The organism is Streptomyces sp. NBC_00433 (assembly GCA_036015235.1).
Taxonomy (GTDB): domain Bacteria; phylum Actinomycetota; class Actinomycetes; order Streptomycetales; family Streptomycetaceae; genus Actinacidiphila.
In genome coordinates, this window is sequence record CP107926.1 from 3854156 (window position 1) to 3876182 (window position 22027).

The 22027-nt window shown below is 70.0% G+C and carries 35 protein-coding genes; 8 read left to right on the forward strand and 27 right to left on the reverse strand.

Going from position 1 to position 22027, the window contains the following annotated elements; genetic code table 11:
* Positions 1 to 68 precede the first annotated feature (68 nt).
* The 21 genes from rplO to rpsJ all read right to left on the reverse strand — a co-directional run bounded on the left by rplO (position 69) and on the right by rpsJ (position 9787).
* Positions 69 to 524: a 50S ribosomal protein L15 gene (gene rplO / locus OG900_15985; GenBank protein ID WUH95785.1), complete on the reverse strand. Its 456-nt coding sequence runs from the start codon at positions 522 to 524 to the stop codon at positions 69 to 71.
* A complete protein-coding gene (gene rpmD / locus OG900_15990) occupies positions 524 to 706 on the reverse strand; it encodes a 50S ribosomal protein L30 (GenBank protein WUH91459.1) in 183 nt (60 codons plus the stop codon). The genes rplO and rpmD overlap by 1 nt, the downstream gene beginning before the upstream one ends.
* Positions 706 to 1311, reverse strand: a complete 606-nt coding sequence (rpsE, locus tag OG900_15995; GenBank protein WUH91460.1) for a 30S ribosomal protein S5 — start codon at positions 1309 to 1311, stop codon at positions 706 to 708. Before rpsE ends, rpmD begins: the two co-directional genes overlap by 1 nt.
* A gap of 43 nt (positions 1312 to 1354) precedes the next feature.
* The gene (gene rplR, locus OG900_16000) at positions 1355 to 1738 is read right to left on the reverse strand and encodes a 50S ribosomal protein L18 (GenBank protein ID WUH91461.1); all 384 of its coding nucleotides are present in this window, start codon (positions 1736 to 1738) and stop codon (positions 1355 to 1357) included.
* Positions 1739 to 1740: 2 nt separating this feature from the next.
* Entirely contained in the window at positions 1741 to 2280 is a 540-nt protein-coding gene (gene rplF / locus OG900_16005) for a 50S ribosomal protein L6 (GenBank protein WUH91462.1), read from the reverse strand.
* A 21-nt stretch (positions 2281 to 2301) separates the two neighbouring features.
* Entirely contained in the window at positions 2302 to 2700 is a 399-nt protein-coding gene (gene rpsH, locus OG900_16010; GenBank protein ID WUH95786.1) for a 30S ribosomal protein S8, read from the reverse strand.
* Between the two features lie 209 nt (positions 2701 to 2909).
* Entirely contained in the window at positions 2910 to 3095 is a 186-nt protein-coding gene (locus OG900_16015; GenBank protein ID WUH91463.1) for a type Z 30S ribosomal protein S14, read from the reverse strand.
* A 2-nt stretch (positions 3096 to 3097) separates the two neighbouring features.
* Positions 3098 to 3658 carry a 50S ribosomal protein L5 gene (rplE, locus tag OG900_16020; GenBank protein WUH91464.1) on the reverse strand — a complete coding sequence of 187 codons (561 nt, stop codon included), beginning with the start codon at positions 3656 to 3658 and terminating at the stop codon, positions 3098 to 3100.
* On the reverse strand, positions 3658 to 3981 hold the full coding sequence (gene rplX, locus OG900_16025) for a 50S ribosomal protein L24 (protein ID WUH91465.1): 324 nt from the start codon (positions 3979 to 3981) through the stop codon (positions 3658 to 3660). The genes rplE and rplX overlap by 1 nt, the downstream gene beginning before the upstream one ends.
* Positions 3982 to 3984: 3 nt before the next feature.
* The gene (gene rplN / locus OG900_16030; GenBank protein ID WUH91466.1) at positions 3985 to 4353 is read right to left on the reverse strand and encodes a 50S ribosomal protein L14; all 369 of its coding nucleotides are present in this window, start codon (positions 4351 to 4353) and stop codon (positions 3985 to 3987) included.
* Positions 4354 to 4474: 121 nt separating this feature from the next.
* Positions 4475 to 4762 carry a 30S ribosomal protein S17 gene (gene rpsQ / locus OG900_16035; GenBank protein WUH91467.1) on the reverse strand — a complete coding sequence of 96 codons (288 nt, stop codon included), beginning with the start codon at positions 4760 to 4762 and terminating at the stop codon, positions 4475 to 4477.
* On the reverse strand, positions 4762 to 4995 hold the full coding sequence (rpmC, locus tag OG900_16040) for a 50S ribosomal protein L29 (protein ID WUH91468.1): 234 nt from the start codon (positions 4993 to 4995) through the stop codon (positions 4762 to 4764). Before rpmC ends, rpsQ begins: the two co-directional genes overlap by 1 nt.
* The gene (rplP, locus tag OG900_16045; GenBank protein WUH91469.1) at positions 4995 to 5414 is read right to left on the reverse strand and encodes a 50S ribosomal protein L16; all 420 of its coding nucleotides are present in this window, start codon (positions 5412 to 5414) and stop codon (positions 4995 to 4997) included. The genes rpmC and rplP overlap by 1 nt, the downstream gene beginning before the upstream one ends.
* Positions 5415 to 5419: 5 nt before the next feature.
* Positions 5420 to 6247 carry a 30S ribosomal protein S3 gene (gene rpsC / locus OG900_16050; protein WUH91470.1) on the reverse strand — a complete coding sequence of 276 codons (828 nt, stop codon included), beginning with the start codon at positions 6245 to 6247 and terminating at the stop codon, positions 5420 to 5422.
* Positions 6247 to 6594 (reverse strand): 50S ribosomal protein L22, encoded by a 348-nt coding sequence (rplV, locus tag OG900_16055; protein WUH91471.1) that lies wholly within the window; start codon positions 6592 to 6594, stop codon positions 6247 to 6249. The genes rpsC and rplV overlap by 1 nt, the downstream gene beginning before the upstream one ends.
* A gap of 44 nt (positions 6595 to 6638) precedes the next feature.
* Positions 6639 to 6920 (reverse strand): 30S ribosomal protein S19, encoded by a 282-nt coding sequence (gene rpsS / locus OG900_16060; protein ID WUH91472.1) that lies wholly within the window; start codon positions 6918 to 6920, stop codon positions 6639 to 6641.
* A 12-nt stretch (positions 6921 to 6932) separates the two neighbouring features.
* Positions 6933 to 7769, reverse strand: a complete 837-nt coding sequence (gene rplB / locus OG900_16065) for a 50S ribosomal protein L2 (GenBank protein WUH91473.1) — start codon at positions 7767 to 7769, stop codon at positions 6933 to 6935.
* A 46-nt stretch (positions 7770 to 7815) separates the two neighbouring features.
* On the reverse strand, positions 7816 to 8142 hold the full coding sequence (gene rplW / locus OG900_16070; GenBank protein WUH91474.1) for a 50S ribosomal protein L23: 327 nt from the start codon (positions 8140 to 8142) through the stop codon (positions 7816 to 7818).
* A complete protein-coding gene (rplD, locus tag OG900_16075; GenBank protein ID WUH91475.1) occupies positions 8142 to 8816 on the reverse strand; it encodes a 50S ribosomal protein L4 in 675 nt (224 codons plus the stop codon). Before rplD ends, rplW begins: the two co-directional genes overlap by 1 nt.
* Positions 8817 to 8820: 4 nt before the next feature.
* Complete coding sequence (gene rplC / locus OG900_16080; protein ID WUH91476.1) at positions 8821 to 9465, reverse strand: 50S ribosomal protein L3; 645 nt, start codon at positions 9463 to 9465, stop codon at positions 8821 to 8823.
* A gap of 13 nt (positions 9466 to 9478) precedes the next feature.
* Positions 9479 to 9787, reverse strand: a complete 309-nt coding sequence (rpsJ, locus tag OG900_16085; protein ID WUH91477.1) for a 30S ribosomal protein S10 — start codon at positions 9785 to 9787, stop codon at positions 9479 to 9481.
* 507 nt (positions 9788 to 10294) lie between these two features.
* Between rpsJ and OG900_16090 the strand changes: the two genes are divergently transcribed.
* Positions 10295 to 10768, forward strand: a complete 474-nt coding sequence (locus OG900_16090) for a carboxymuconolactone decarboxylase family protein (GenBank protein ID WUH91478.1) — start codon at positions 10295 to 10297, stop codon at positions 10766 to 10768.
* A gap of 126 nt (positions 10769 to 10894) precedes the next feature.
* The gene (locus OG900_16095) at positions 10895 to 11470 is read left to right on the forward strand and encodes a Uma2 family endonuclease (GenBank protein WUH91479.1); all 576 of its coding nucleotides are present in this window, start codon (positions 10895 to 10897) and stop codon (positions 11468 to 11470) included.
* 21 nt (positions 11471 to 11491) lie between these two features.
* Here OG900_16095 and OG900_16100 read toward each other — a convergent pair whose 3' ends face one another.
* A complete protein-coding gene (locus OG900_16100; protein ID WUH91480.1) occupies positions 11492 to 11971 on the reverse strand; it encodes an NUDIX domain-containing protein in 480 nt (159 codons plus the stop codon).
* A gap of 79 nt (positions 11972 to 12050) precedes the next feature.
* On the opposite strand from OG900_16100, the gene OG900_16105 reads away from it, so the two are divergent.
* Complete coding sequence (locus tag OG900_16105; protein ID WUH91481.1) at positions 12051 to 12470, forward strand: SRPBCC family protein; 420 nt, start codon at positions 12051 to 12053, stop codon at positions 12468 to 12470.
* 115 nt (positions 12471 to 12585) lie between these two features.
* Entirely contained in the window at positions 12586 to 14988 is a 2403-nt protein-coding gene (locus OG900_16110; protein ID WUH91482.1) for a substrate-binding domain-containing protein, read from the forward strand.
* 178 nt (positions 14989 to 15166) lie between these two features.
* Here OG900_16110 and OG900_16115 read toward each other — a convergent pair whose 3' ends face one another.
* The gene (locus tag OG900_16115) at positions 15167 to 15757 is read right to left on the reverse strand and encodes an ArsR family transcriptional regulator (GenBank protein WUH91483.1); all 591 of its coding nucleotides are present in this window, start codon (positions 15755 to 15757) and stop codon (positions 15167 to 15169) included.
* A 622-nt stretch (positions 15758 to 16379) separates the two neighbouring features.
* Here OG900_16115 and OG900_16120 point away from each other — a divergent pair.
* Entirely contained in the window at positions 16380 to 17582 is a 1203-nt protein-coding gene (locus OG900_16120; protein ID WUH95787.1) for an enoyl-[acyl-carrier-protein] reductase FabV, read from the forward strand.
* 32 nt (positions 17583 to 17614) lie between these two features.
* On the opposite strand, the gene OG900_16125 is transcribed toward OG900_16120, so the two are convergent.
* Together OG900_16125 and OG900_16130 are read right to left on the reverse strand one after the other, a co-directional pair.
* Complete coding sequence (locus tag OG900_16125; GenBank protein WUH91484.1) at positions 17615 to 17881, reverse strand: DUF397 domain-containing protein; 267 nt, start codon at positions 17879 to 17881, stop codon at positions 17615 to 17617.
* On the reverse strand, positions 17878 to 18744 hold the full coding sequence (locus tag OG900_16130) for a helix-turn-helix transcriptional regulator (GenBank protein ID WUH91485.1): 867 nt from the start codon (positions 18742 to 18744) through the stop codon (positions 17878 to 17880). Before OG900_16130 ends, OG900_16125 begins: the two co-directional genes overlap by 4 nt.
* Before the next feature lie 247 nt (positions 18745 to 18991).
* Here OG900_16130 and OG900_16135 point away from each other — a divergent pair, with 247 nt between their 5' ends.
* Positions 18992 to 19423, forward strand: coding sequence for an ATP-binding protein (locus tag OG900_16135; GenBank protein ID WUH91486.1), 432 nt, complete (start codon positions 18992 to 18994; stop codon positions 19421 to 19423).
* Here OG900_16135 and OG900_16140 read toward each other — a convergent pair.
* Positions 19420 to 19983 (reverse strand): hypothetical protein, encoded by a 564-nt coding sequence (locus tag OG900_16140; protein WUH91487.1) that lies wholly within the window; start codon positions 19981 to 19983, stop codon positions 19420 to 19422. The genes OG900_16135 and OG900_16140 overlap by 4 nt on opposite strands.
* A gap of 138 nt (positions 19984 to 20121) precedes the next feature.
* Between OG900_16140 and OG900_16145 the strand changes: the two genes are divergently transcribed.
* Positions 20122 to 20706, forward strand: coding sequence for a TetR/AcrR family transcriptional regulator (locus OG900_16145; protein WUH91488.1), 585 nt, complete (start codon positions 20122 to 20124; stop codon positions 20704 to 20706).
* Between the two features lie 202 nt (positions 20707 to 20908).
* Here OG900_16145 and OG900_16150 read toward each other — a convergent pair whose 3' ends face one another.
* Entirely contained in the window at positions 20909 to 21082 is a 174-nt protein-coding gene (locus tag OG900_16150) for a hypothetical protein (GenBank protein WUH91489.1), read from the reverse strand.
* Positions 21083 to 21192: 110 nt separating this feature from the next.
* Between OG900_16150 and OG900_16155 the strand changes: the two genes are divergently transcribed.
* Positions 21193 to 21957 (forward strand): SDR family oxidoreductase, encoded by a 765-nt coding sequence (locus tag OG900_16155; protein WUH91490.1) that lies wholly within the window; start codon positions 21193 to 21195, stop codon positions 21955 to 21957.
* The last annotated feature ends 70 nt before the right edge of the window (positions 21958 to 22027 follow it).

Below are 22027 nucleotides of genomic sequence, written 5' to 3' on the forward strand. Positions count from 1 at the left end.
TCACAGGAACGAACGACCGGGGACGCCCAGAAGTTTCTGGGCATCCCCGGTCGTGTTCGGCATCGGGCTCAGACGAGTTCGACGACGGTGCCGCCGGCGGCGGCGATCTTCTCCTTGGCGGAGCCGGAGACCGCGTCAACGGTCACCTGCAGAGCCACGGAGACCTCGCCGGTGCCGAGCACCTTGACGAGCTGGTTCTTGCGCACCGCACCCTTGGCGACCAGGTCGGCCACCGTCACCTCGCCACCCTCGGGGTAGAGGGTCGCGAGCTTGTCCAGGTTGACGACCTGGTACTCGGTGCGGAACGGGTTCTTGAAGCCCTTGAGCTTCGGGAGGCGCATGTGGAGGGGCATCTGCCCGCCCTCGAAGCGCTCCGGAACCTGGTAGCGGGCCTTGGTGCCCTTGGTACCACGACCGGCCGTCTTGCCCTTGGACGCCTCACCGCGACCCACACGGGTCTTCGCGGTCTTGGCGCCCGGGGCGGGACGCAGGTTGTGGATCTTGATCGGGTTGTCACCCATGATCAGTCGACCTCCTCGACCGTGACGAGGTGGCGGACGGTGTGGACCATGCCGCGGATCTCCGGGCGGTCCTCCTTGACCACGACGTCGTGCAGGCGCTTGAGCCCGAGCGAACGCAGGGTGTCACGGTGGTTCTGCTTGCTGCCGATGTAGGACTTGGTCTGCGTGACCTTGAGGCGCGCCATCACACACCCACTCCGGCACGGGCCCGCAGCAGGGCGGCGGGCGCGACGTCCTCGATCGGCAGACCGCGGCGGGCCGCGATCTCCTCGGGCCGCTGAAGGCCCTGGAGCGCCGCCACCGTGGCGTGCACGATGTTGATCGCGTTGTCCGAGCCGAGGCTCTTGGACAGCACGTCGTGGATGCCCGCGCACTCCAGCACGGCGCGCACCGGGCCACCGGCGATCACACCGGTACCGGGGGAAGCAGGCTTGAGCAGGACGACGCCTGCGGCCTTCTCGCCCTGGATCGGGTGCGGGATGGTGCCCTGGATACGGGGGACCTTGAAGAAGTGCTTCTTGGCCTCCTCAACACCCTTGGCGATGGCGGCCGGCACCTCCTTGGCCTTGCCGTAGCCGACACCGACGGTGCCGTCACCATCGCCCACCACGACCAGCGCGGTGAAGCTGAAGCGACGACCACCCTTCACAACCTTGGCGACGCGATTGATCGCGACGACACGCTCGACATAGGCGGTCTTCTCGGCCTGCTGGCCGCCGTCCCGCCGGTCCTTACGGTCCCGTCGCTCGCCGCCACCGGCACCGCTTCCGCGGCGCTGGGGTCCAGCCATTGGAATTACCTCTCTTCGTTTCCCGCTAGCAAACGGAACCGGGCTAGAACTTCAGACCGGCTTCGCGGGCGGCGTCCGCCAGGGCGGCGATGCGCCCCGCGTACTGGTTGCCGCCACGGTCGAACACGACAGCCTCGACGCCCTTGGCCTTCGCACGCTCGGCCACGAGCTGGCCGACCTGCTTCGCCTTGGCGCTCTTGTCGCCTTCGCCGCCGCGGATGGACGCGTCGAGGGTCGACGCCGACGCGAGCGTGTGGCCCGCGAGGTCGTCGATGACCTGCGCCACGATGCCCCGGTTGGACCGGGTCACGACCAGGCGCGGACGCTCGGTCGTACCGGAGACGCGCTTGCGCACCCGGATGTGGCGACGCTTGATCGCAGCACTCTTGTACGCCTTGCCCTTGGCGATCTTTACACCGAATGCCATGGCTACTTACCCGCCTTTCCGACCTTGCGGCGGATGACCTCGCCGGCGTACTTGACGCCCTTGGCCTTGTACGGGTCGGGCTTGCGCAGCTTGCGGATGTTCGCTGCGACCTCGCCGACCTTCTGCTTGTCGATGCCCTCGACGGAGAACTTCACCGGGGACTCGACCTTGAAGGAGATGCCCTCGGGGGCCTCGACGAGAATCGGGTGGCTGTATCCGAGCGCGAACTCCAGGTTGGAGCCCTTCGCCTGGACGCGGTAGCCGACTCCGCTGATTTCCAGCTGCTTGCTGTAGCCCGCGGTCACGCCGGTGATCATGTTCGCCACCAGCGTGCGGGACAGGCCGTGCAGGGCCTTCGAGACACGCTCGTCGTTGGGGCGGGTGACCAGCAGAGTGCCGTCCTCGCCCTTGGCGATGTCGATCGGCGCGGCGACGGTGTGGGTGAGGGAGCCCTTGGGGCCCTTCACCGCGACCGTGCGGCCGTCGATGGTGACGTCCACTCCGGCGGGAACCGAGATGGGCAGCTTGCCGATGCGCGACATTGCTATACCTCGCTTTCCCGGTTACCAGACGTAGGCGAGGACTTCCCCACCCACGCCCTTCTTCTGAGCCTGCTGGCCGGTGAGCAGACCGTGCGACGTGGAGATGATCGCCACGCCGAGGCCGCCGAGCACCTTCGGCAGATTGGTGGACTTCGCGTAGACCCGCAGACCCGGCTTGCTGATCCGCTTGATGCCGGCGATGGAGCGCTGGCGCTCCGGGCCGAACTTCAGCTCGAGGACGAGGTTCTTGCCGACCTCGGCGTCCTCGACCTTCCAGCCGGTGATGTAGCCCTCCTGCTGGAGGATCTCCGCGATGTGCGACTTGATCTTGCTGAACGGCATCGTGACGTCGTCGTGGTATGCCGAATTAGCGTTACGCAGACGGGTCAGCATGTCTGCGATGGGGTCGGTCATGGTCATGAAGTGGCCCTGGGCCTCTCTCGCCGGGGTTTCCTGGTGCTCCATCCCTCTCCCCCGGGCGAACCGGGGACGGGTGCGGTGCGGTGGACCTACGGCGTAGTAAGTCGATGCGGGCGGCGGGCGCCCAACCCTTCTACCTTACGGGAAGAAAGGGCGGGGTCCCGCCGTCCATCTGCTTACCGAGAGTTCCTGGGTGGTCCCGGGAGGGACTACCAGGAACTCTTGGTCACGCCCGGCAGCTCGCCGCGGTGGGCCATCTCACGAAGGCACACACGGCACAGGCCGAACTTGCGGTAGACGGAGTGCGGCCGGCCACAGCGCTGGCAGCGGTTGTAGCCGCGCACAGCGAACTTGGGCTTGCGAGCGGCCTTAGCGATCAGAGCCTTCTTCGCCACGGTCAGTTCTCCTTGAACGGGAAGCCGAGGTGACGAAGCAGGGCACGACCCTCGTCGTCGTTGGTCGCCGTGGTGACCACGGTGATGTCCATGCCCCGGACCCGGTCGATCTTGTCCTGGTCGATCTCGTGGAACATGACCTGCTCCGTGAGACCGAAGGTGTAGTTGCCCCGGCCGTCGAACTGCTTCGGCGACAGGCCGCGGAAGTCGCGGATACGCGGCAGCGCCAGCGACAGCAGCCGGTCCAGGAACTCCCACATGCGGTCGCCGCGCAGCGTGACGTGCGCGCCGATCGGCTGACCCTCACGCAGCTTGAACTGCGCGATGGACTTGCGGGCCTTGGTGACCTGCGGCTTCTGGCCGGTGATCGTGGCGAGGTCGCGGATGGCGCCCTCGATCAGCTTGGAGTCGCGGGCGGCGTCGCCCACACCCATGTTGACCACGATCTTGGTCAGGCCGGGGATCTGCATGACGTTCTCGTAGGAGAACTGGTCACGCATCTTGCCCGCGATCTCCTCGCGGTAACGCGCCTTGAGACGCGGTGAAGTGGTGGTGGCAGTCATCAGATGTCCTCACCGGTCCGCTTGGCAACGCGGATCTTGTTGCCCTCGTCGTCGAAGCGGTAGCCGACGCGGGTCACGACCTTCTTGCCGTCCTTCTCAACAACCAGCTGCACGTTGCTGACGTGGACGGGCGCCTCGGTCGTGATGATGCCGCCGGTCTTCGAACCGCGGTCGGTCGCGCCGGCCTTGGTGTGCTTCTTGACCCGGTTGACACCCTCGACGAGGACGCGGTCCAGAGCGGGGTAGGCCACGATGACCTTGCCCTGCTTGCCCTTGTCCTTACCGGTGATGACCTGGACCAGGTCGCCCTTCTTGATCTTCATCGGTTACAGCACCTCCGGCGCGAGCGAGACGATCTTCATGAACTTCTTCTCGCGCAGCTCACGGCCCACCGGGCCGAAGATACGGGTGCCGCGGGGGTCGCCGTCGTTCTTGAGGATGACGGCGGCGTTCTCGTCGAACCGGATGTACGAGCCGTCGGCACGACGGCGCTCCTTGACAGTCCGGACGATGACCGCCTTGACGACCTCGCCCTTCTTCACGTTGCCACCGGGGATCGCGTCCTTGACGGTGGCGACGATGACGTCACCGATTCCCGCGTAGCGGCGACCCGAACCACCGAGAACACGGATGCAGAGGATCTCCTTGGCACCGGTGTTGTCAGCAATACGGAGTCGCGACTCCTGCTGGATCACGTCTATCTCCTGATGTGTCGCGTCGGTTCCCGGCGAGGGGGCCGCTGCCTCGCGGTGCGGCCCCGCCGCCGAGCCTGACGGAACGGTCCTGAGCGGATACCCGCTCAGGGATTACTCGGCCTTACTTGGCCTTCTCAAGGATCTCCACGACGCGCCACCGCTTCGTGGCGGAGGTCGGCCGGGTCTCCATGAGGAGGACCCGGTCGCCGATGCCCGCGGCGTTCTGCTCGTCGTGCGCCTTCAGCTTGTTGGTGCGGCGGATGACCTTGCCGTACAGGGCGTGCTTGACGCGGTCCTCGACGGCGACCACTACGGTCTTGTCCATCTTGTCGCTGACCACCAGGCCCTCACGGGTCTTGCGGAAGCCGCGCTGCTCGGTGCTGGTCTCAGTCACATTCTTCTCGCTCATCAGGCGCTCTCCACCGTCTCCACCGTCTCGATGCCCAGCTCGCGCTCACGCATGAGGGTGTAGATCCGGGCGATGTCCTTGCGGACGACCCTGAGCCGGCCGTTGTTCTCCAGCTGCCCGGTGGCCGCCTGGAAGCGGAGGTTGAAAAGCTCCTCCTTGGCCTCGCGCAGCTTGCCGACGAGCTCCTCGTCGCCGAGCTGGCGCAGCTCGGTCGCCTTGGTACCGGCCGCCATCACGACTCACCTGCCTCGCGCCGCACGATGCGGCACTTCATCGGAAGCTTGTGCGCGGCGCGGGTGAGCGCCTCGCGGGCAACCTTCTCGTTCGGGAAGGACAGCTCGAACATCACCCGACCGGGCTTGACGTTCGCGATCCACCACTCGGGAGAACCCTTACCGGAACCCATGCGGGTTTCGGCCGGCTTCTTCGTCAGCGGACGGTCCGGGTAGATGTTGATCCAGACCTTGCCGCCGCGCTTGATGTGCCGGGTGATGGAGATACGAGCGGACTCGATCTGCCGGTTGGTCACATACGCGGGAGTGACGGCCTGCAGGCCGTACTCGCCGAACGCCAGCTCCGTGCCGCCCTTGGCCATGCCACGGCGGGTGGGGTGGTGCTGCTTGCGGTGCTTGACCCTGCGGGGGATCAGCATGGTACTTAGCCTTCCGTTCCGGGGGTCTCCGCGGCCGGGGCCTCAGGAGCGGCGGTCTCGGCGGGCTTGCCCGCCGGGGCACCTTCCTGGGGACGACGACCACGGCCACCGCGCTCGCCACCGCGGCGCTGCGGACGCTCGTTGCCACCACCGCGGGCCGGACGGTTGCCCGCCCTGGCGGCCGCGTTGTCGGCACGGACCTCGGCGATGTTCTTGACGTCGCCCTTGTAGATCCACACCTTCACGCCGATACGGCCGAAGGTGGTCTTGGCCTCGAAGAAGCCGTAGTCCACGTTGGCCCGCAGCGTGTGCAGCGGGACGCGGCCCTCGCGGTAGAACTCCGAGCGGGACATCTCGGCGCCGCCGAGACGGCCGCCGCACTGGATCTTGATGCCCTTGGCGCCGGCCTTCAGCGTGCCCTGCATGCTCTTGCGCATGGCACGGCGGAAGGAGACGCGGGAGGACAGCTGCTCGGCGACGGCCTGGGCCACCAGCTGAGCGTCCATCTCGGGGTTCTTGACCTCGAGGATGTTCAGCTGGACCTGCTTGCCGGTCAGCTTCTCCAGGTCGCCGCGGATGCGGTCGGCCTCCGCGCCGCGGCGGCCGATGACGATGCCCGGACGCGCGGTGTGGATGTCGACGCGGACGCGGTCACGGGTGCGCTCGATCTCCACCTTGGAGATGCCGGCGCGCTCCATGCCCTGCGTCATCATCTTGCGGATGGCCACGTCTTCCTTGACGTAGTCCTTGTACAGCTTGTCGGCGTACCACCGGGACTTGAAGTCCGTGGTGATGCCGAGCCGGAACCCGTAAGGGTTAACCTTCTGGCCCATTACCGGGTCCCTTCCTTGCTGGCGACGACCACGGTGATGTGGCTGGTCCGCTTGCGGATCCGGTAGGCACGGCCCTGGGCGCGCGGCCGGAACCGCTTCAGGGTCGGGCCCTCGTCCACGTACGCCTCGCTGATGTACAGCGACTCGGCGTCCGTGTGGTCGTAGTTGTGCGCGGCGTTGGCGATGGCGCTGTCGAGCACCTTGCCGACCGGCTCGCTCGCGGCCTGCGGGGTGAAACGCAGGACCGCCTGAGCCTCCGTGGCATTCATGCCACGGATGAGGTCCACCACACGGCGGGCCTTCATGGGCGTGACGCGGATGTACCGCGCCTGGGCCCTGGCTTCCATGGTCGTCCCTTCAGTGTCTGTCTTCGTCACGGTTTTCAGCCCGCTCAGCGACGCCGCGACTTGCGGTCGTCCTTCTCGTGCCCGCGGAAGGTGCGGGTCGGTGCGAACTCGCCGAGCTTGTGGCCGACCATCGACTCAGTGACAAACACCGGGACGTGCTTACGGCCGTCGTGCACCGCGATCGTGTGGCCCAGCATCGCCGGGATGATCATCGAGCGGCGGGACCAGGTCTTGATGACGTTCTTGGTGCCTGCTTCGTTCTGGACGTCCACCTTCTTGATCAGGTGGTCGTCGACGAAGGGCCCCTTCTTGAGACTGCGCGGCATCTAAACCCGCTCCTAGCGCTTCTTGTTCGTCTTGCGGCGGCGGACGATGTACTTGCTCGATGCCTTCTTCGGCGAGCGCGTACGACCTTCCTTCTGACCCCACGGGGAGACCGGGTGGCGACCACCGGAGGTCTTGCCCTCACCACCACCGTGCGGGTGGTCCACCGGGTTCATGGCGACACCGCGGACGGTCGGGCGTACGCCCTTCCAGCGCATACGGCCGGCCTTGCCCCAGTTGATGTTCGACTGCTCGGCGTTGCCGACCTCGCCGATGGTGGCGCGGCAGCGGACGTCGACCATCCGGACCTCGCCGGACGGCATACGAAGGGTGGCCATGGTGCCCTCCTTCGCCAGCAGCTGGACCGAAGCGCCCGCGGAGCGGGAGATCTTCGCGCCGCCGCCGGGCCGCAGCTCGATCGCGTGGATCGTGGTACCCACCGGGATGTTGCGCAGCGGCAGGTTGTTGCCCGGCTTGATGTCGGCGTTGGGGCCGTTCTCGATCCGGTCGCCCTGCTGGAGCTTCGCGGGGGCGAGGATGTAGCGCTTCTCGCCGTCCGCGTAGTGCAGCAGCGCGATGCGCGCGGTGCGGTTGGGGTCGTACTCGATGTGCGCGACCTTGGCGGGCACGCCGTCCTTGTCGTGCCGACGGAAGTCGATGACACGGTAGGCGCGCTTGTGGCCACCACCCTGGTGGCGAACGGTCACACGACCGGCGTTGTTACGGCCGCCCTTGCTGTGCAGCGGGCGGACCAGCGACTTCTCCGGCGTGGACCGCGTGATCTCGACAAAGTCGGCGACGCTGGAGCCACGACGGCCCGGGGTCGTCGGCTTGTACTTGCGGATACCCATTTCTCAGTCCTCGGATGATTCCGGACTTCTGAACGGCCAGCCTCCGTTAGGAGACCGGGCCGCCGAAGATGTCGATTCGGTCGCCCTCGGCGAGGGTCACGATGGCGCGCTTGGTGTTGGCCCGCTTGCCGAAACCGGTACGGGTCCGCTTGCGCTTGCCCTGCCGGTTGATCGTGTTGACCCCGGTGACCTTGACCTGGAAGACCGTCTCGACGGCCTGCTTGATCTGGGTCTTGTTGGCACGCGGGTCGACGACGAACGTGTACTTGTTCTCGTCGAGCAGCGCGTAGCTCTTCTCGGAGACCACCGGCTTGATCAGCAGGTCACGGGGGTCCGTGAAGGTCTTGCTGGTGATCACGGTCTGCTCGGCCATCAGGCGTCGCTCCCTTCCAGCTCGGCCGCGTCGACGATTTCGACGTCCTCGACACCGGCGCCGGTGAAGCGGTCGAACGCGGCCTTGGTGAAGACCACGTCGTCGGAGACGAGCACGTCGTACGTGTTCAGCTGACCGGCCTCCAGGATGTGCACCTGGGGCAGGTTGCGTGCGGACAGCCAGCCGGCCTCGTCGGCCCGCTCGATGACCAGGAGCACGTTCTTGCGCTCGCTGATCTTGCCGAGCAGCGTCTTGGCGGCCTTGGTGGACGGCGTCGCACCGTCGATCACGCCGGAGACGACGTGAATGCGGTTGTGCCGCGCCCGGTCGGTCAGGGCGCCGCGCAGGGCGGCCCTGATCATCTTCTTCGGGGTGCGCTGCGAGTAGTCGCGCGGTACCGGACCGTGCACGACGCCACCGCCGGCGAACTGCGGCGCGCGGGTCGAGCCCTGGCGGGCACGACCGGTGCCCTTCTGGCGGTACGGCTTGCGGCCACCACCGCGGACCTCGCCACGCGTCTTGACCTTGTGCGTGCCCTGACGGGCCGCGGCCAGCTGCGCGACGACGACCTGGTGGATCAGCGGGATGCTGACCTTGGCGTCGAAGATCTCAGCCGGGAGCTCTACGGTCCCGGTCGTGTCGCCCGCGGGCGACAGGATGTCAATGGTGCTCATATCCTCAAGCCCCCTTGGCCGCGGTGCGGACCAGGACGAGGCCGCCGTTCGGGCCCGGGACGGCGCCCTTGATGAGGAGCAGTCCCTTCTCCGCGTCAACGGCGTGGACGGTCAGGTTCTGAGTGGTGACCCGCTCGTTGCCCATACGGCCCGCCATGCGCATGCCCTTGAAGACACGCCCAGGGGTGGCGCAGCCGCCGATGGAGCCCGGCGAGCGGTGCTTGCGCTGGACGCCGTGGCCGGCGCCGAGGCCCTTGAAGTTGTGACGCTTCATGACACCGGCGAAGCCCTTGCCCTTGCTCTTGCCGGTCACGTCCACCTTGATGCCGGCCTCGAACACCTCTGCGGTGATCTCCTGGCCGAGCGTGTACGTGGCCGCGTCCGCGGTACGCAGCTCCACCAGGTGGCGGCGGGGGGTGACGTCGGCCTTGGCGAAGTGGCCCTTGAGGGGCTTGTTCACCTTGCGCGGGTCGATCTCGCCGAAGGCGATCTGGACCGACTCGTAGCCGTCGGCGTCATTCGTACGGACCTGGGTCACGACGTTCGGGCCGGCCTTGACCACGGTCACCGGGACGACACGGTTGTTCTCGTCCCAGACCTGGGTCATGCCGAGCTTCTCGCCCAGGATGCCCTTGATCTGCTTGGTCATCTTTCCGCGCCTCTCAGAGCTTGATCTCGATGTCGACGCCGGCCGGAAGGTCCAGGCGCATCAACGAGTCAACGGTCTTGGGCGTCGGGTCGAGGATGTCGATCAGGCGCTTGTGCGTGCGCATCTCGAAGTGCTCGCGCGAGTCCTTGTACTTGTGCGGCGACTTGATGACGCAGTACACGTTCTTCTCAGTGGGCAGCGGCACCGGGCCCGCGACCTGCGCACCAGTACGCGTCACCGTCTCGACGATCTTCTTCGCCGAGGAGTCGATGACTTCGTGGTCGTAGGCCTTGAGCCGGATGCGGATCTTCTGTCCCGCCATGGCTACTCCGTAGTCCTTGTCTCTATTCAGCTCCGGCATCCGCTTGCTCCGACCCACGCGGTCGGGCGTGTCGCGCCCCTCGCCATGATTTTCCGCATGCGGAATTCCCTGACCAGGGGGTTGCGTGGGAGAAATCACCCACCGGATGCCTGGTCGGAGCCGCACTGACACTTCCCGGAAGATTCCCGTACGTCCGCCCCAGCGCTGCCCACCTGGGCAGTTAAGGCGACGAGTACCGTGGGACTCGCTTCCGGTCCTCCCGACGGGAGGCGCGCAGCATCGGCGCTCGACCGAGCAACTTGGGCAGTCTGCCATACGGCCCGTGGTCCGCGCCAATCGAGCCGGGTAGCTTACCCCTCCGTGGTGACGGGCCAAACCTGCCCTCCTACGCCCCCCTGGTACTCCCGATTCACCCGTAAGAGGGACATCAGCGGCATTACCGTCACAAGCGACGCGGCGCGCTGGTCATAGAGGTGTCACCTCACGTCACGACGCAAGGACACCGCCATGAGCGCCCGGCTGAACCTCCTCGACACCCCCGCCGTCGCCACCTCCCTCAAACACATCACCAGCGCGGGCCGCGGCCTGAAGGACTCGACGGTCCCGCCCGCGACCCAGGAGCTGGTCCGCATCCGCGCCAGCCAGATCAACGGCTGCGGCTTCTGCCTCGACATGCACACCAAGGACGCCGCCGCGGCCGGCGAGACCCCCGAGCGCCTCCACATGATCGCCGCCTGGCGCGAGGCCACCGTCTTCACCGACGCCGAGCGCGCCGCCCTCGAACTGGCCGAACAGGGCACCCGCATCTCCGACACCGCCGGCGGCGTCACCGACGAGGCCTGGGCGACCGCGGCCAAGCACTACGACGACCACGAGCTGGCCGCCCTGGTCGGCATGATCGCCGTGATCAACGCCTTCAACCGCCTGAACGTCATGATCCAGCAGCCGGCCGGCGCCTACGAGCCGGGCATGTTCGGCTGAACCTTGGCCGCCGGGAACGGCCGGCGGGACAACATACGAGACTGGTATGTGGTTCCGCCGCCGTGACATCCTGACCACGAGAGTGCCCCGATTCGTCACCGGCTTCCGCGGGAGGTGAGCGTCGCGATGAGCAGTGCCGTGCCGCAGTGGATGTACCCGCCGCGCGACAGCGGCTGGGAGGCGGCCGACCTCGACCTGCTTCCTCCGGACGCCCCCCGCCACATCGAACTGCTCGACGGAGCGCTGATCTTCAACATGTCTCCGCAGCGAAGCCGGCACGACCGGGTGATCCGCAGGCTCACCGCGGCGCTGGAGGCCGTCGCCCCCGCGGGATGGACGGTCGAGGCGCAGATGACCGTCACGCTCGGCCGACGCACCCGCCCCGAGCCCGACGTGATCGTGGCATCGGTGCCGTACGCGCCCGAGCGGACCAGCTTCCTCCCTGAGGACGTGTCTTTGGTGGTCGAGGTCGTGCCCGCCGAGTCCCAGGACCGTGACCGCCGCTACAAGCCAGGCCTCTACGCCGAGGCCGGCATCCGCCACCTGTGGCGTATCGAGGACGAGCAGGGCCTCCCGGTCATCCACACGTACGAGCTGGACGACACCACCCGCGCCTACGTGGCCACCGCCGTCCACCGCGAGCGCCTGGCCACCACCGTCCCGTTCCGCCTCGACCTCGTCCCCGCCGGGCTCGCCTGCTGACCGTGCCGCCGGGGCTCCTGGTCAGGACAGGGTGGAGTCCAGGTCGAGGGGGGTCGGGGGTGGGCCCTGGGTGCGGACGGTGGTGAGGAGGGACGGGAGCTGGGGCGGCCAGAGTGTGTCGGTGGCGGCTGCCAGCTCGTCCGGGGGCCACCAGCGGCCGCCCTGGATGCGGTCCGCCGCGTGCTCGGCGGCCAGGTCGCCGACCAGGGCGCGGTGCGGGCCGGACGCGAGGAAGATGTGCTCGTACTGCCGCACCGGCACCCCCGCACGGGTGAAGTCGTGCTCCCACCGGCAGAGCAGCGGCCCGAGCGGCAGGTCGTCCCACCCGGTCTCCTCCCGCAGTTCGCGCAGCGCCCCCTGCTCGGGACTCTCCCCCGGTTCGAGGCCCCCACCGGGCGGCGTCCAGTAGACGCCGTCCTCCTGGTTCTCGTACCGGAAGAGGAAGACCGCCCCCGCGGGGTCGGTCACGACAACACGGGCGGCCTGCCTGGCGATTCGCACGGCCCCAGCCTGCCAGAGCCCGCGCGGCGCGTCCGATTCGTTCAAGAAGCAGCCGCGCGCAGCGGCTAGCGTCGAAGGCATGAACGGCACCGGCAAGGAATCGCGCCACCTCAGCGTCCGCATCGCCCGGTCGGCGGAGGATGTCTACGACTACGCCGGCGACCCGGCCAACCTGCCCGCGTGGGCGCACGGGCTCAGCGGGTCCATCAGCCCGTCGGGGCCGGGCGGGGAGTGGGTCGCCGAGTCGCCGATGGGCCGGGTCACCGTCGTCTTCGCGCCGCGCAACAGCCTGGGCGTCCTCGACCACGACGTGACGCTGCCGACCGGGGAGACGGTCCACAACCCCGTCCGGGTGCTGCCGGACGGCCCCGGCAGCGAGGTCGTCTTCACCATCCGCCACCGCCCGGACATGACCGACGAGGAATTCGACCGGGACGCCGCGACGGTCGCGGCCGACCTGGACCGCCTCCGGCAGCTCCTGGAGGCCGCCGGGGCGTGAGGCTGCGCGCCGGGGCGGTGGATTCGCGAGGGTGGACCAGGCCTCGACCTCTGCGGTACGCACCCCGACTCCCGCACCTCCCTATCCTGTTGGGGCCTAGGGAGGGAGCGCGCGGGTGTCGCTGCGTGAAGGGGATCCGGCGGAGGTCGGCGGCTACCGTCTTGAGCGGCGGCTCGGCGCAGGCGGGATGGGGGTGGTCTTCCTCGGGCGGTCGGTGTCGGGGCGGCGGCTCGCGATCAAGGTCATCCGCCCCGAGCTGGTCGCGGACGAGGGCTTCCGGGTCAGATTCCGGCGGGAGGTGGAGGCGGCGCGGCAGGTCAGCGGGGCCTTCACCGCCCCGGTGGTCGACGCGGACGCCGACGCGGAACAGCCCTGGCTGGCCACGCTGTTCGTGCCGGGCCCTTCGCTGCACGACCACGTCGCCGAGCAGGGTCCGCTGGCCGCGGCGGACGTCCGCCGGCTGGCCGCCGGGCTCGTGGAGGCGTTACGCGACATCCACCGGGTGGGCCTGGTCCACCGCGACCTCAAGCCAGCGAACGTCCTGCTGGCCGAGGACGGCCCCCGGGTCATCGACTTCGGCATCGCCCGCGCCATCGCCGCCCCCCGGCTGACCACGACGGGTTCGGTCGTCGGCACACCCGGCTTCATGGCGCCCGAGCAGTTCCGCACCGGCGGCGTCGGGGCCGCGGGCGACGTCTTCGCGCTGGGCTCGGTCCTGGTCTTCGCGGCCACCGGCCACGGCCCCTTCGACGGCGAGAGCGATTACGGGATCGGCTACCGGGTGGTCCACGAGGAGCCCGACCTGACGGGCCTGCCCGCAGAGCTGCTGCCCTTGGTCGAGCCGTGCCTCGCCAAGGAGCCCGGCGCGCGGCCCACGGTGGCCGAGCTGCTGGCCGCGTTGTCGGACGCGGACACGCCCCGCGCGGCGGGGGAGGCGCCCGACGCGGTGACGGATGCCCCGCCCGCGGTGGCGCCCTCCGACGCGGACGCGGACCCGCGGTCCGGGGCGGCGGACCCGCGGCCCGCCCCCCGAAAGCCGGCGGAGGACTCCCCGCCCCCGGTCGCGGACGCCCTGCCCGCGACGAGGCCGGACGCGCCCCCGTTACGCCGACTGGCGGCGGACCCGCCACCCGCCGCGACGCCCGAGCCCGGCGCGGCCCCCGGCGCGATCCCCGGCCCGGAGGACGCACCGCCCGCGCGGATCGCGGACCCCCGCCGGACGGACGCACCGCCCGAGCCGGACCCGGCCGCCCACGGCCCCCGGGCGGCCGCGCCCGGCGGGGTCTTCGGGCCGCCGCCCGGCCTCCCGCACAGCCCGCCGGCCGAGGCACCCTCGCCGTCCCGCGGCCGCCCGCACCGGAACCGGCTCATCGTCGTCGCCGCCGTGCTCGCGGTGACGGCGGGCATCGCCGTACCCCTGCTGGTCGACAAGGGCGACGCGACCGGCAAGGGCGCCGGGGACTCCCCCGCCCATACGGCCACGAGCGGCCCCGCCGCCACGACCACGTCCGCGTCCGCTTCTGCCGACGGCGTCTCCTGCGGCGGGGCGAAGGGCAGGCTCAGCGGCAGTGGCTCCAGCATCCTGTCGCCCACGATGGCCGCCTGGATGGCCGACTTCCAGGCACACTGCTCGGGCGTTTCGCTCACCTACAGCCCCAACGGCTCGGGCGCGGGCCTCGCGGGCTTCCTCGCCGGGTCGATGGACTTCGCGGCAGCCGACGGCCCGCTGACCACCACGAGGGTCCAGCAGTCGAAGGAGCGCTGCACCGGTGGCGGGCAGGCCGTCAACCTGCCGCTGGCGGCCACGACCGTGGCGATCGCCTACAACCTGCCCGGCGTCAGCCGACTCGTCCTGGACACGCCCACCCTCGCCAGGATCTTCGACGGGCGGATCACCCGGTGGAACGACGTGGCCCTCCGGAAGCTCAACCCGTATGTCCAGTTGCCGTCCCTCCCCGTCCAGGCCGTCCACCGCCAGGACGGCAGCGCCGTCAGCACGGCCTTCGCGAACTTTCTGACCGCGGCCGCACCGAACGACTGGCCGTACGCGCCCGACGACACGTCGTGGCCGGGCCGTGGCGGCACCGGGGCCACCGGCACCGCCGCCGTCCACCAGCTGGTCGCGTCGACGGCGGGCTCGATCGGCTACCTCGACCTCGAAGACGCGAGCGACCTGGCCACCGTACGGCTGGACACCGGGGCGCCCGACCCGGTGGCGGCCGGCGCTTCCGGCACGACCACCTGGCTCAGCACGGCGAAGCCCGGAGGCAGCGGCGGCGAGCTGGCGCTCGACCTCGATCCCGCCACCAGCGCCCGAGGCGCCTACCCGATCGCCCTCGTCTCCTACGCCGTCGTGTGCGACAAAGGCAACGACCCCGCCCGGCTCACAACCCTCCGGGCTTTCCTGTCCTACGCGACGAGCATGAAGGGCCGCCAGGTCGCCGCCGCCCAGGACCGGGCCCCGCTCCCGGAAGCACTCGCGGAAAAGGTCCACGACACCGCGCTGACGCTGGGCTGAGCAGCCCCCCGGGGGTGACACCGCCGACTGGCCGTGGGTGAACGGGGCCGTCCGCCAGGTCGACTGCGGCACCGCGGTGCCGGGCGCTGAGGCGGTACGAGGTCCCGTTGCCGCCGGAGCGCACGGGCGCGAGCGGTTGCGTCCCCGGCGACCGTCGACCGTCCTTGGTTCCAACGCGTCACTGCGCCTCCAGGGCAAGTTTCAGCTCGACCAGCGGACGCTGCCGGACGCTGGTGAGGAATGGATCATCGGTGCGGGTCTCCCACGCCTCGGCGGAAACCCGGTGGACGTTGACGTCGCGGTGCAGACGTTCGGACGCCTCCTCGGCCACGTCGAAGAGTGCGTCGGCATCGGGGTCGCCGACGACGAGCACATCGACATCCGCGGGCGGCGGCCCCGGCGTACCGGCGTACCGAGCCGCCCATGACCCGTAGATATAGGCCCGCCGCACACCCTCCAGACCGGCGAGCGCCTCGGTGAGCAGGGGCAGCGGCCCGAAGGAGGCGGCCATGAGATCACTCAGCGGCCGGTAGACAGGCGTGTCCGTCCGCGCGCTGACGAGCCGGCTTCGCCCCACTCTTCGGTCGATCAGGATCCCTCCGCCGATCAGTCGCTCCACCTCGCGCATCACGGCCGTGGGCGTCACCCCGACCGCTTCGGCCAGCTCTGTGAGGCTGTACTCGCGTTCGGGGTGCAGGAGGACGAGCGCGAGCAGTTCGCCTTGCATGCGGGAGCGAAGGATCGGAAGCAGATCCGGCGATTTTTTCATTGGACGCGGGATATCGTGCGCCCACCGAAAATAACAATCCGTGGCCAAATGCGCGCGCTGGGCCACAGAGCCCACCAGCGGTCCCAGCGGGATGGTGACGGTCTCCCGCCGGGTGCGGCGGGTGGCGTCAGCCTGGGGCCCATGTGCGGCCAGGATCGGAGGTCGGGACCGCGAAGATGCTCGGCGGAGTCCAGCACTGCGGCAGGCCCCCTTGGTGCGGCCCTCAAAGAGAGGGGCTAAACCCGACGTCGACCGGTTCGGTCCGACCATCACTCCCCGAGGCGAGCGGGCATGGCTCGACACCCCCACGCGGCCACTCCCGGGACTCCCAGACGCCTCCGGCGACAGCCCCGCAATGGCGGCCCCCACAAACGCGGCGCGCATACTCCGTGACGCTCTGACACGAGCAGCCGTCACGAACGCGGATACGATCCCGGAAAACGGACACTTGGAGCACGATCCCGGGATCGACAGCCTCGCCCTCCACGAGCTCGTCGGCACCCTGGAGACGCGCCTGAGCGTGGTCGTCCCGGACGAGGAGGTGGGCCGTCTGAACACCATCGGCGACGTCCGCGACCTGTCTCGCCCGCCTCGGCCACCCCACAGGAGAGGCCACCACCCAGTGAGCAAGCAGCACATCACCCCCAAGCAGCGCGGCTACCTGATCGTCAACTCCCACCCCGGAGGGTCCAGGGAATCGGTCCGGCAGCTCTGGAATTCCCTCACCCCGGTCCACCGCGAAGGCCGTGCGCCCGTCGCGCTGGTCCTCGGCTCCAGCGCCGGCTACGGCATGGCCATCCTGCTGGCCGGGCTACGCCGCCACGGCATCCGCGGCGTCGGCGTCGCCTTCGAGAACGCCGGCAACGATCGGCGGACCGCCACCGCCGGCTGGTACCGCACCGCCGCCACCGCCGACCTGGTCCAGCAGACCGGCGGCGACATGACCTTCCTCAACGCCGACGCCTACGCGGACGCCACCCGCACCGACGTCATCAAACTCCTCACCGACCGGTACGGCCCGGTCGACTACCTCGTCTACTCCCTCGCCTCCCCCCGCCGCACCGACCCCGCCACCGGCGAAGTCCACCACTCGGTGATCAAGCCGATCGGCCACCCCTACGCCTCCCCCTCCCTCGTCTTCGAGGACGACGTCCCGCAGATCGGCACCGTCGACCTCACCCCCGCGACCGATGGCGAGCGCGCCGCGACGGTCAAGGTCATGGGCGGCGAGGACTGGCGACTGTGGGTGCAGGCCCTCGCCGACAGCAACCTCCTCGGCGAGGGGTTCACCACCGTCGCCCTGTCCTACGTCGGCTCCGAGATCACCGCCCCGGTCTACCGGCAGGGCACCATCGGCGCCGCGAAGGAGCATCTGGAGACCACCGCGCGCCTCCTCCAGGCAGAGGTGCTGGCCGGCCGCGGACGCGCCTTCACCGTCGTCGCCGGCGCCGCCGTCACCCAGGCCTCCACCGCGATCCCCTCCATCGCCCTCTACACCTCGCTGCTGCGCAACATCCTCGGCGAGGACGGCTGGCGCACCACCGCCCACCAGGCGGTGGACCTCTGGGAGCAGCTGACCAATGCGCGCCCGCTCAACCTGGACGATCAGGACCGCATCCGCCTGGACGGCTGGGAGCTGGATTCCGCCGTCCAGGACCAGGTCCGGAAGCTGTGGGCCGACCCGGCGGCCGCGCTCACCACCGGCCGAGAGGGTCCGGCGTGGTTCTACCGCCAGTTCCGCGAGCTGTACGGCTGGGATGTCCCCGGCACCGACTACGCCACCGAGGCCGAGACCGCGGTGCCCTGGCCCACCCAGCAACGGTAGAAACCTGCGACAGCGCGGCGACGCCGTACGGCTCAGACCTCGCGGGTCGCCGCGTACGCCAGGAACGAGGACCACGCCTCCGGCGTGAAGGAGAAGCGGGGGCCCTCCGGGTCCTTGGAGTCCCGCACCAGGACGCTGCCGCTCGCTGCCGCGACCTCGACGCAGTCGTTGTTGTCGCTACCGCTGTAGCTGCTCTTGAACCAGGCAACTTCGACGCAGTCGTTGTTGTTGCTGCCGCTGTAGCTGCTCTTGGTCCACGCCAGTGCGGGACCGCCTCCGGCAGAGGGCTTGAGGGTCATATTTCTCCCCGCAGTTTCTCGATGAAGGCCAGCGACTCACGCGGCGTGAGTGCCTGCGCTCGGATCATGCCATATCGCAACTCCAGGATCTGGACCTCTCTTGGGTCCGAGACAAGGCGGCTGGTGAGCTGGGCTTCGGAGTAGCCAACCGTCGAGCCGTCGGTGAGCTTCAGCACTTGGAGTTGGCCGCCCATCCCCGCATGGTCCTCGCGGTCAGTCGGCATCACCTGGATCTCGACGTTACGCAACTGCCCCAGCTCCAGAAGGCGGCCGAGTTGGCGACGCAACACCGCCGCGCCTCCGATGGGCCGCCGCAGGGTGACTTCCTCCTGGACGAACGTGAGGGTGGCCAGGGGCGTCCGGTGGAAGATCGCCTGCCGGGCGATCCGCGCCGATACGTACCGCTCCACGTCGTCAGCCCCCATGACCGGGCGCCTGACAGCGAACAGTGCGTTCGCGTACTCCTCGCTCTGGAGCAGGCCGTGGATGTTGTGGTTGCCGTATGCGCCCAGCTCAAGGGCGCTGGCCTCCAACTTCGCGAGGTCCCGAACCTTCTTCGGGTACCTGGCCTCCGCCACATCCGGCTTCATGGCCGACAACTTGCCGCCCGCGTTCAGGACGCGATCCGCGTTGTCGAGGAAGGCGGGCTTGGGGACGCGGACGCCCCGCTCCACCTTGGAGACCATCTCCTCGCCGTAGCCGATCGCGGCGCCGAATTCCGCCTGGGTCAGGCCCGCGGCCTCGCGCCACGCCTTGATCTGGCGGCCGACCGTCTTCATGACGCCGCTGGCGTCGTCCTCAAGGCCGGAGTCCCAGTCGGGCCCGTCCGCGCCGTCTGTCGTGTAGTCCTTGCTGTCGACCATGTCGACCCCCAGCGTCTAGCCGATGCGTAGGTACTGCGTAGTTCGCGGGCATACAGAGTATGCATGGACATTTGTGCGCGTCCGGCGAACTGACGGAATGTCACCCGATCCGGGTGGCGGGAGGCGGACGGCGGCCCGTACCCGCCCGTACAGTCGGCGGCCGGGCGGGCCGCGTAACCGGACAGCAGGCCACAGGGCGGCCTTCGGTGCTGGTCAGGGGGTCGGTGGCGCCGCCACTCTCGGTGAGGTGAGCCAAGACACCCGTACCCCCGAACTCGCGGCCGCCACGCGGCGGTTCAGCACGCAGTTGCCCTCCACCCGGCGCGGCGCCCAGCGGGCGCGACTCCTGACCGTCGCCCAACTCGCCGGATGGGAGCTGCCGTCCGACGCCGCCGCGCAGGTCGTCGCCGAACTCGCCGCGAACGCGGCCCTGCACGGGCGCGTGCCGGGGCGGAACTTCCGGCTGACGCTGGAGGTCAAGGCGGCGGACCGCCTCCGTATCGAGGTCACCGACACCCGGGGCGAACGCCTCCCGGCGGTCCCCCGGCCCGGCGAGCCCGACGCCGAGTCCGGGCGCGGGCTGCTGCTGGTCAGCGCGCTGGCCGTGCGGTGGGGCGTGACGTCGGGCCCCTTCCCGTCGAAGACGGTGTGGGCCGAGGTGGAGCTGCCGCCGCTCTAGGAAGCCCCGGTGCCGGTGGTCTTCGTGCAGGTGAGATGGCCGGTGACGGTCACGGCCTTGCCTGCGCCGTCCGCCGCGCCGAGTTGGGTGCCGGAGACGGTGAGCGTCCAGACGTCGCCGTGCTTCGCGACGGACAGGCCCTGCGCGTCGGCCTTGAGGAAGATGCTGTTGTCCGGCGTGACCAGCACGGCCGTGCCCTCGACGCCGACGTTCGCGCCGAAGGACGGCGCGGTGGGCGCGGACGCGTCATTCGTGTCGGGCGCGGTCACCGCGAGGAGCTTGCCTGCGAGGGTGACGCACCCGACGCTGGTCGTCACGTCGAAGCCGCCGCTGATGGCGCCGGTGTAGTCGATACGGCCATGGGTGCCGCCGGAGCCGGTGCCCGTACCCGCGCTTGTACCCGCGCTTGTACCCGCGCTCGCGGAATCGGCGGCGGACGCGGAAGTGGACGCCGATGCGACCGGTGCGGTCGCACCCCCCGTCGCCGCCGGCTCCTTGTCGCCGTCGGACGACGACGAGCATCCGCCCAGCGCGGCCACCGCCGCCACCGCCAGCAGCACGCCCGCTAACACCCTTGTGAAACGCGGCACTTGTCTCCCTCAGTCATCAACCTGTCACGTTCAGCGGCACGTTATACGACCCCTCAGACAATCGGCCGATAATTGACCGATCGTTTCAGTATGGCCTAGGGTCACGGCGTGGCCAGGACCAAGGAATTCGACCCGGACGCCGCACTGCAGGCAGCCCTTGAGCTGTTCTGGCGGCGCGGCTACGAGGCGACGTCGATGGCCGACCTGGTCGACCATCTGGGCATCGGGCGGGCCAGTATCTACGCCACCTTCGGCAACAAGCACGAGCTGTACCTGAAGGCGCTGGACCGCTACAACGAGAACCGCGACCCGGGCCTGCTGCACGAGCTGTCCCAGCCGGGGCCCGCACTGCCCGCCGTGCGCGCGGTGGTACGGCGCTTCGCCGGCGAGGCCTGCTCCGGCGAGTGGCGCCTGAAGGGGTGCTTCATCACCAACACGGCCGCCGAACTGGGGTCGCACGACCCTGCGGCTGCCCGCCGGGTCGAGGCGAGCTGGGGGCACGTCGAGACGCTGCTGCACTCGGCGCTGACCCGCGCACGCGCGCAGGGCGAGCTGCGCTCGGACCGCGATCCGCGCGCGCTCGCCCGGATGCTGCTGGTGCTGATGCAGGGCCTGCGGGTGGTCGGCAAGTCCTCGGACGACCCGGGCCGGGTGCGGGACGCGGCCGAGCAGGCGCTGACCCTCCTGGACTGAGCCGAGCCGCGCGGCGGCGCGTTTTTCCTGACCTGATTACAGAACGCTCGGTCTCATATCAACGGGGGAGACATGGCTCCGCTCAGCGCCGGGCGCCACACCCGCAACCCCTCGGCCCGCCCCGGCCCCGCGCCCGCCGACCCGACCGGCCCCGCGCCCGGAACGGCGACCGACCCGGCGCCCCGGCGGGCGAACCGTACGCCTACGGGCCGCTCCCCGGCCTGGTCCTGCTGCCCGCCGGGGCCGCCGCGAGCTTCGCGGGAGCCGCGGTGCCGGCGACGGACGGGGTGGAGCCGGGGCACACCGGGCTCGCGGGCGACGCCATGAACACCGCGATGGAGCCGGGCCCGACCGTCGTCCTCGCCGCGCTGCTCACACTCGGCTCCGACGCCGCCTCACCGGCCGCGGCGGCAGCCGCCTTCGCGGTCCTCGCCGTCTTCGACACCCGGCACCGAACAACCGAGTCACCCACCCAGGGAGCCAGCAATGACCGCACGCTTCACCGGCAAGGCCGTCCTCGTCACCGGCGCGGGCACCGGCATAGGCCGGGCCACCGCACTGGCCTTCGCCGCCGAGGGGGCCTCCGTGGTCGCCGCGGGACGTACCGCCGTCACGCTCGCCGAGACGGTCGCGCTCATAGAGAAGGCGGGCGGCACGGCCGTCGCGGTCACCGCCGACGTGGCGCGCTCGGCGGACGCCAGGGCCCTGGTCCGCCGCAGCGTCGAGCACTTCGGCGGCCTCGACGTCGCCGTCAACAATGCGGGCGTCTTCCGCGGCGGCGCCCCCGTGGCCGACCTCCCCGAGGAGGACTGGCGCACCCTCCTCGACGTCAACCTCACCGGCGTGCTCCTCGGCCTCCAGGCCCAGGTCGCCCGCATGCGCGACCAGCCGTCCGGCGGCGCCATCGTCAACGTCGCCTCCAACCTCGGCGCCCACAGCCGCATCCCGGGCCTGGCGGGCTACCTCACCACCAAGGCCGCCGTCTCGGCCCTCACCAGGGCCGCCGCCCTCGACCACATCGCCGACGGCGTCCGCATCAACGCGGTGAGCCCCGGCCCGACCGACACCCCCATGTCCCTCCGCCGGGGCGAGACCCCCGCCGACCGCACCACCCGCATGAGGACCGCGGTCCCCCTCGGCCGCGTCTCCACCACCACCGAGGTCGCCGCCGCGATCCTCTACCTGTCCTCCCCGGAGGCCGCGTCCCTGGTCGGCACCGACCTGGTGATCGACGGCGGCGCCTCCGCCTGACGGCGGGCGGGTCGCGGGGGGAGCCGGGGCCGCGCCCCGGCATGATCGCGGGACTCCGCGGAGCGGAAGG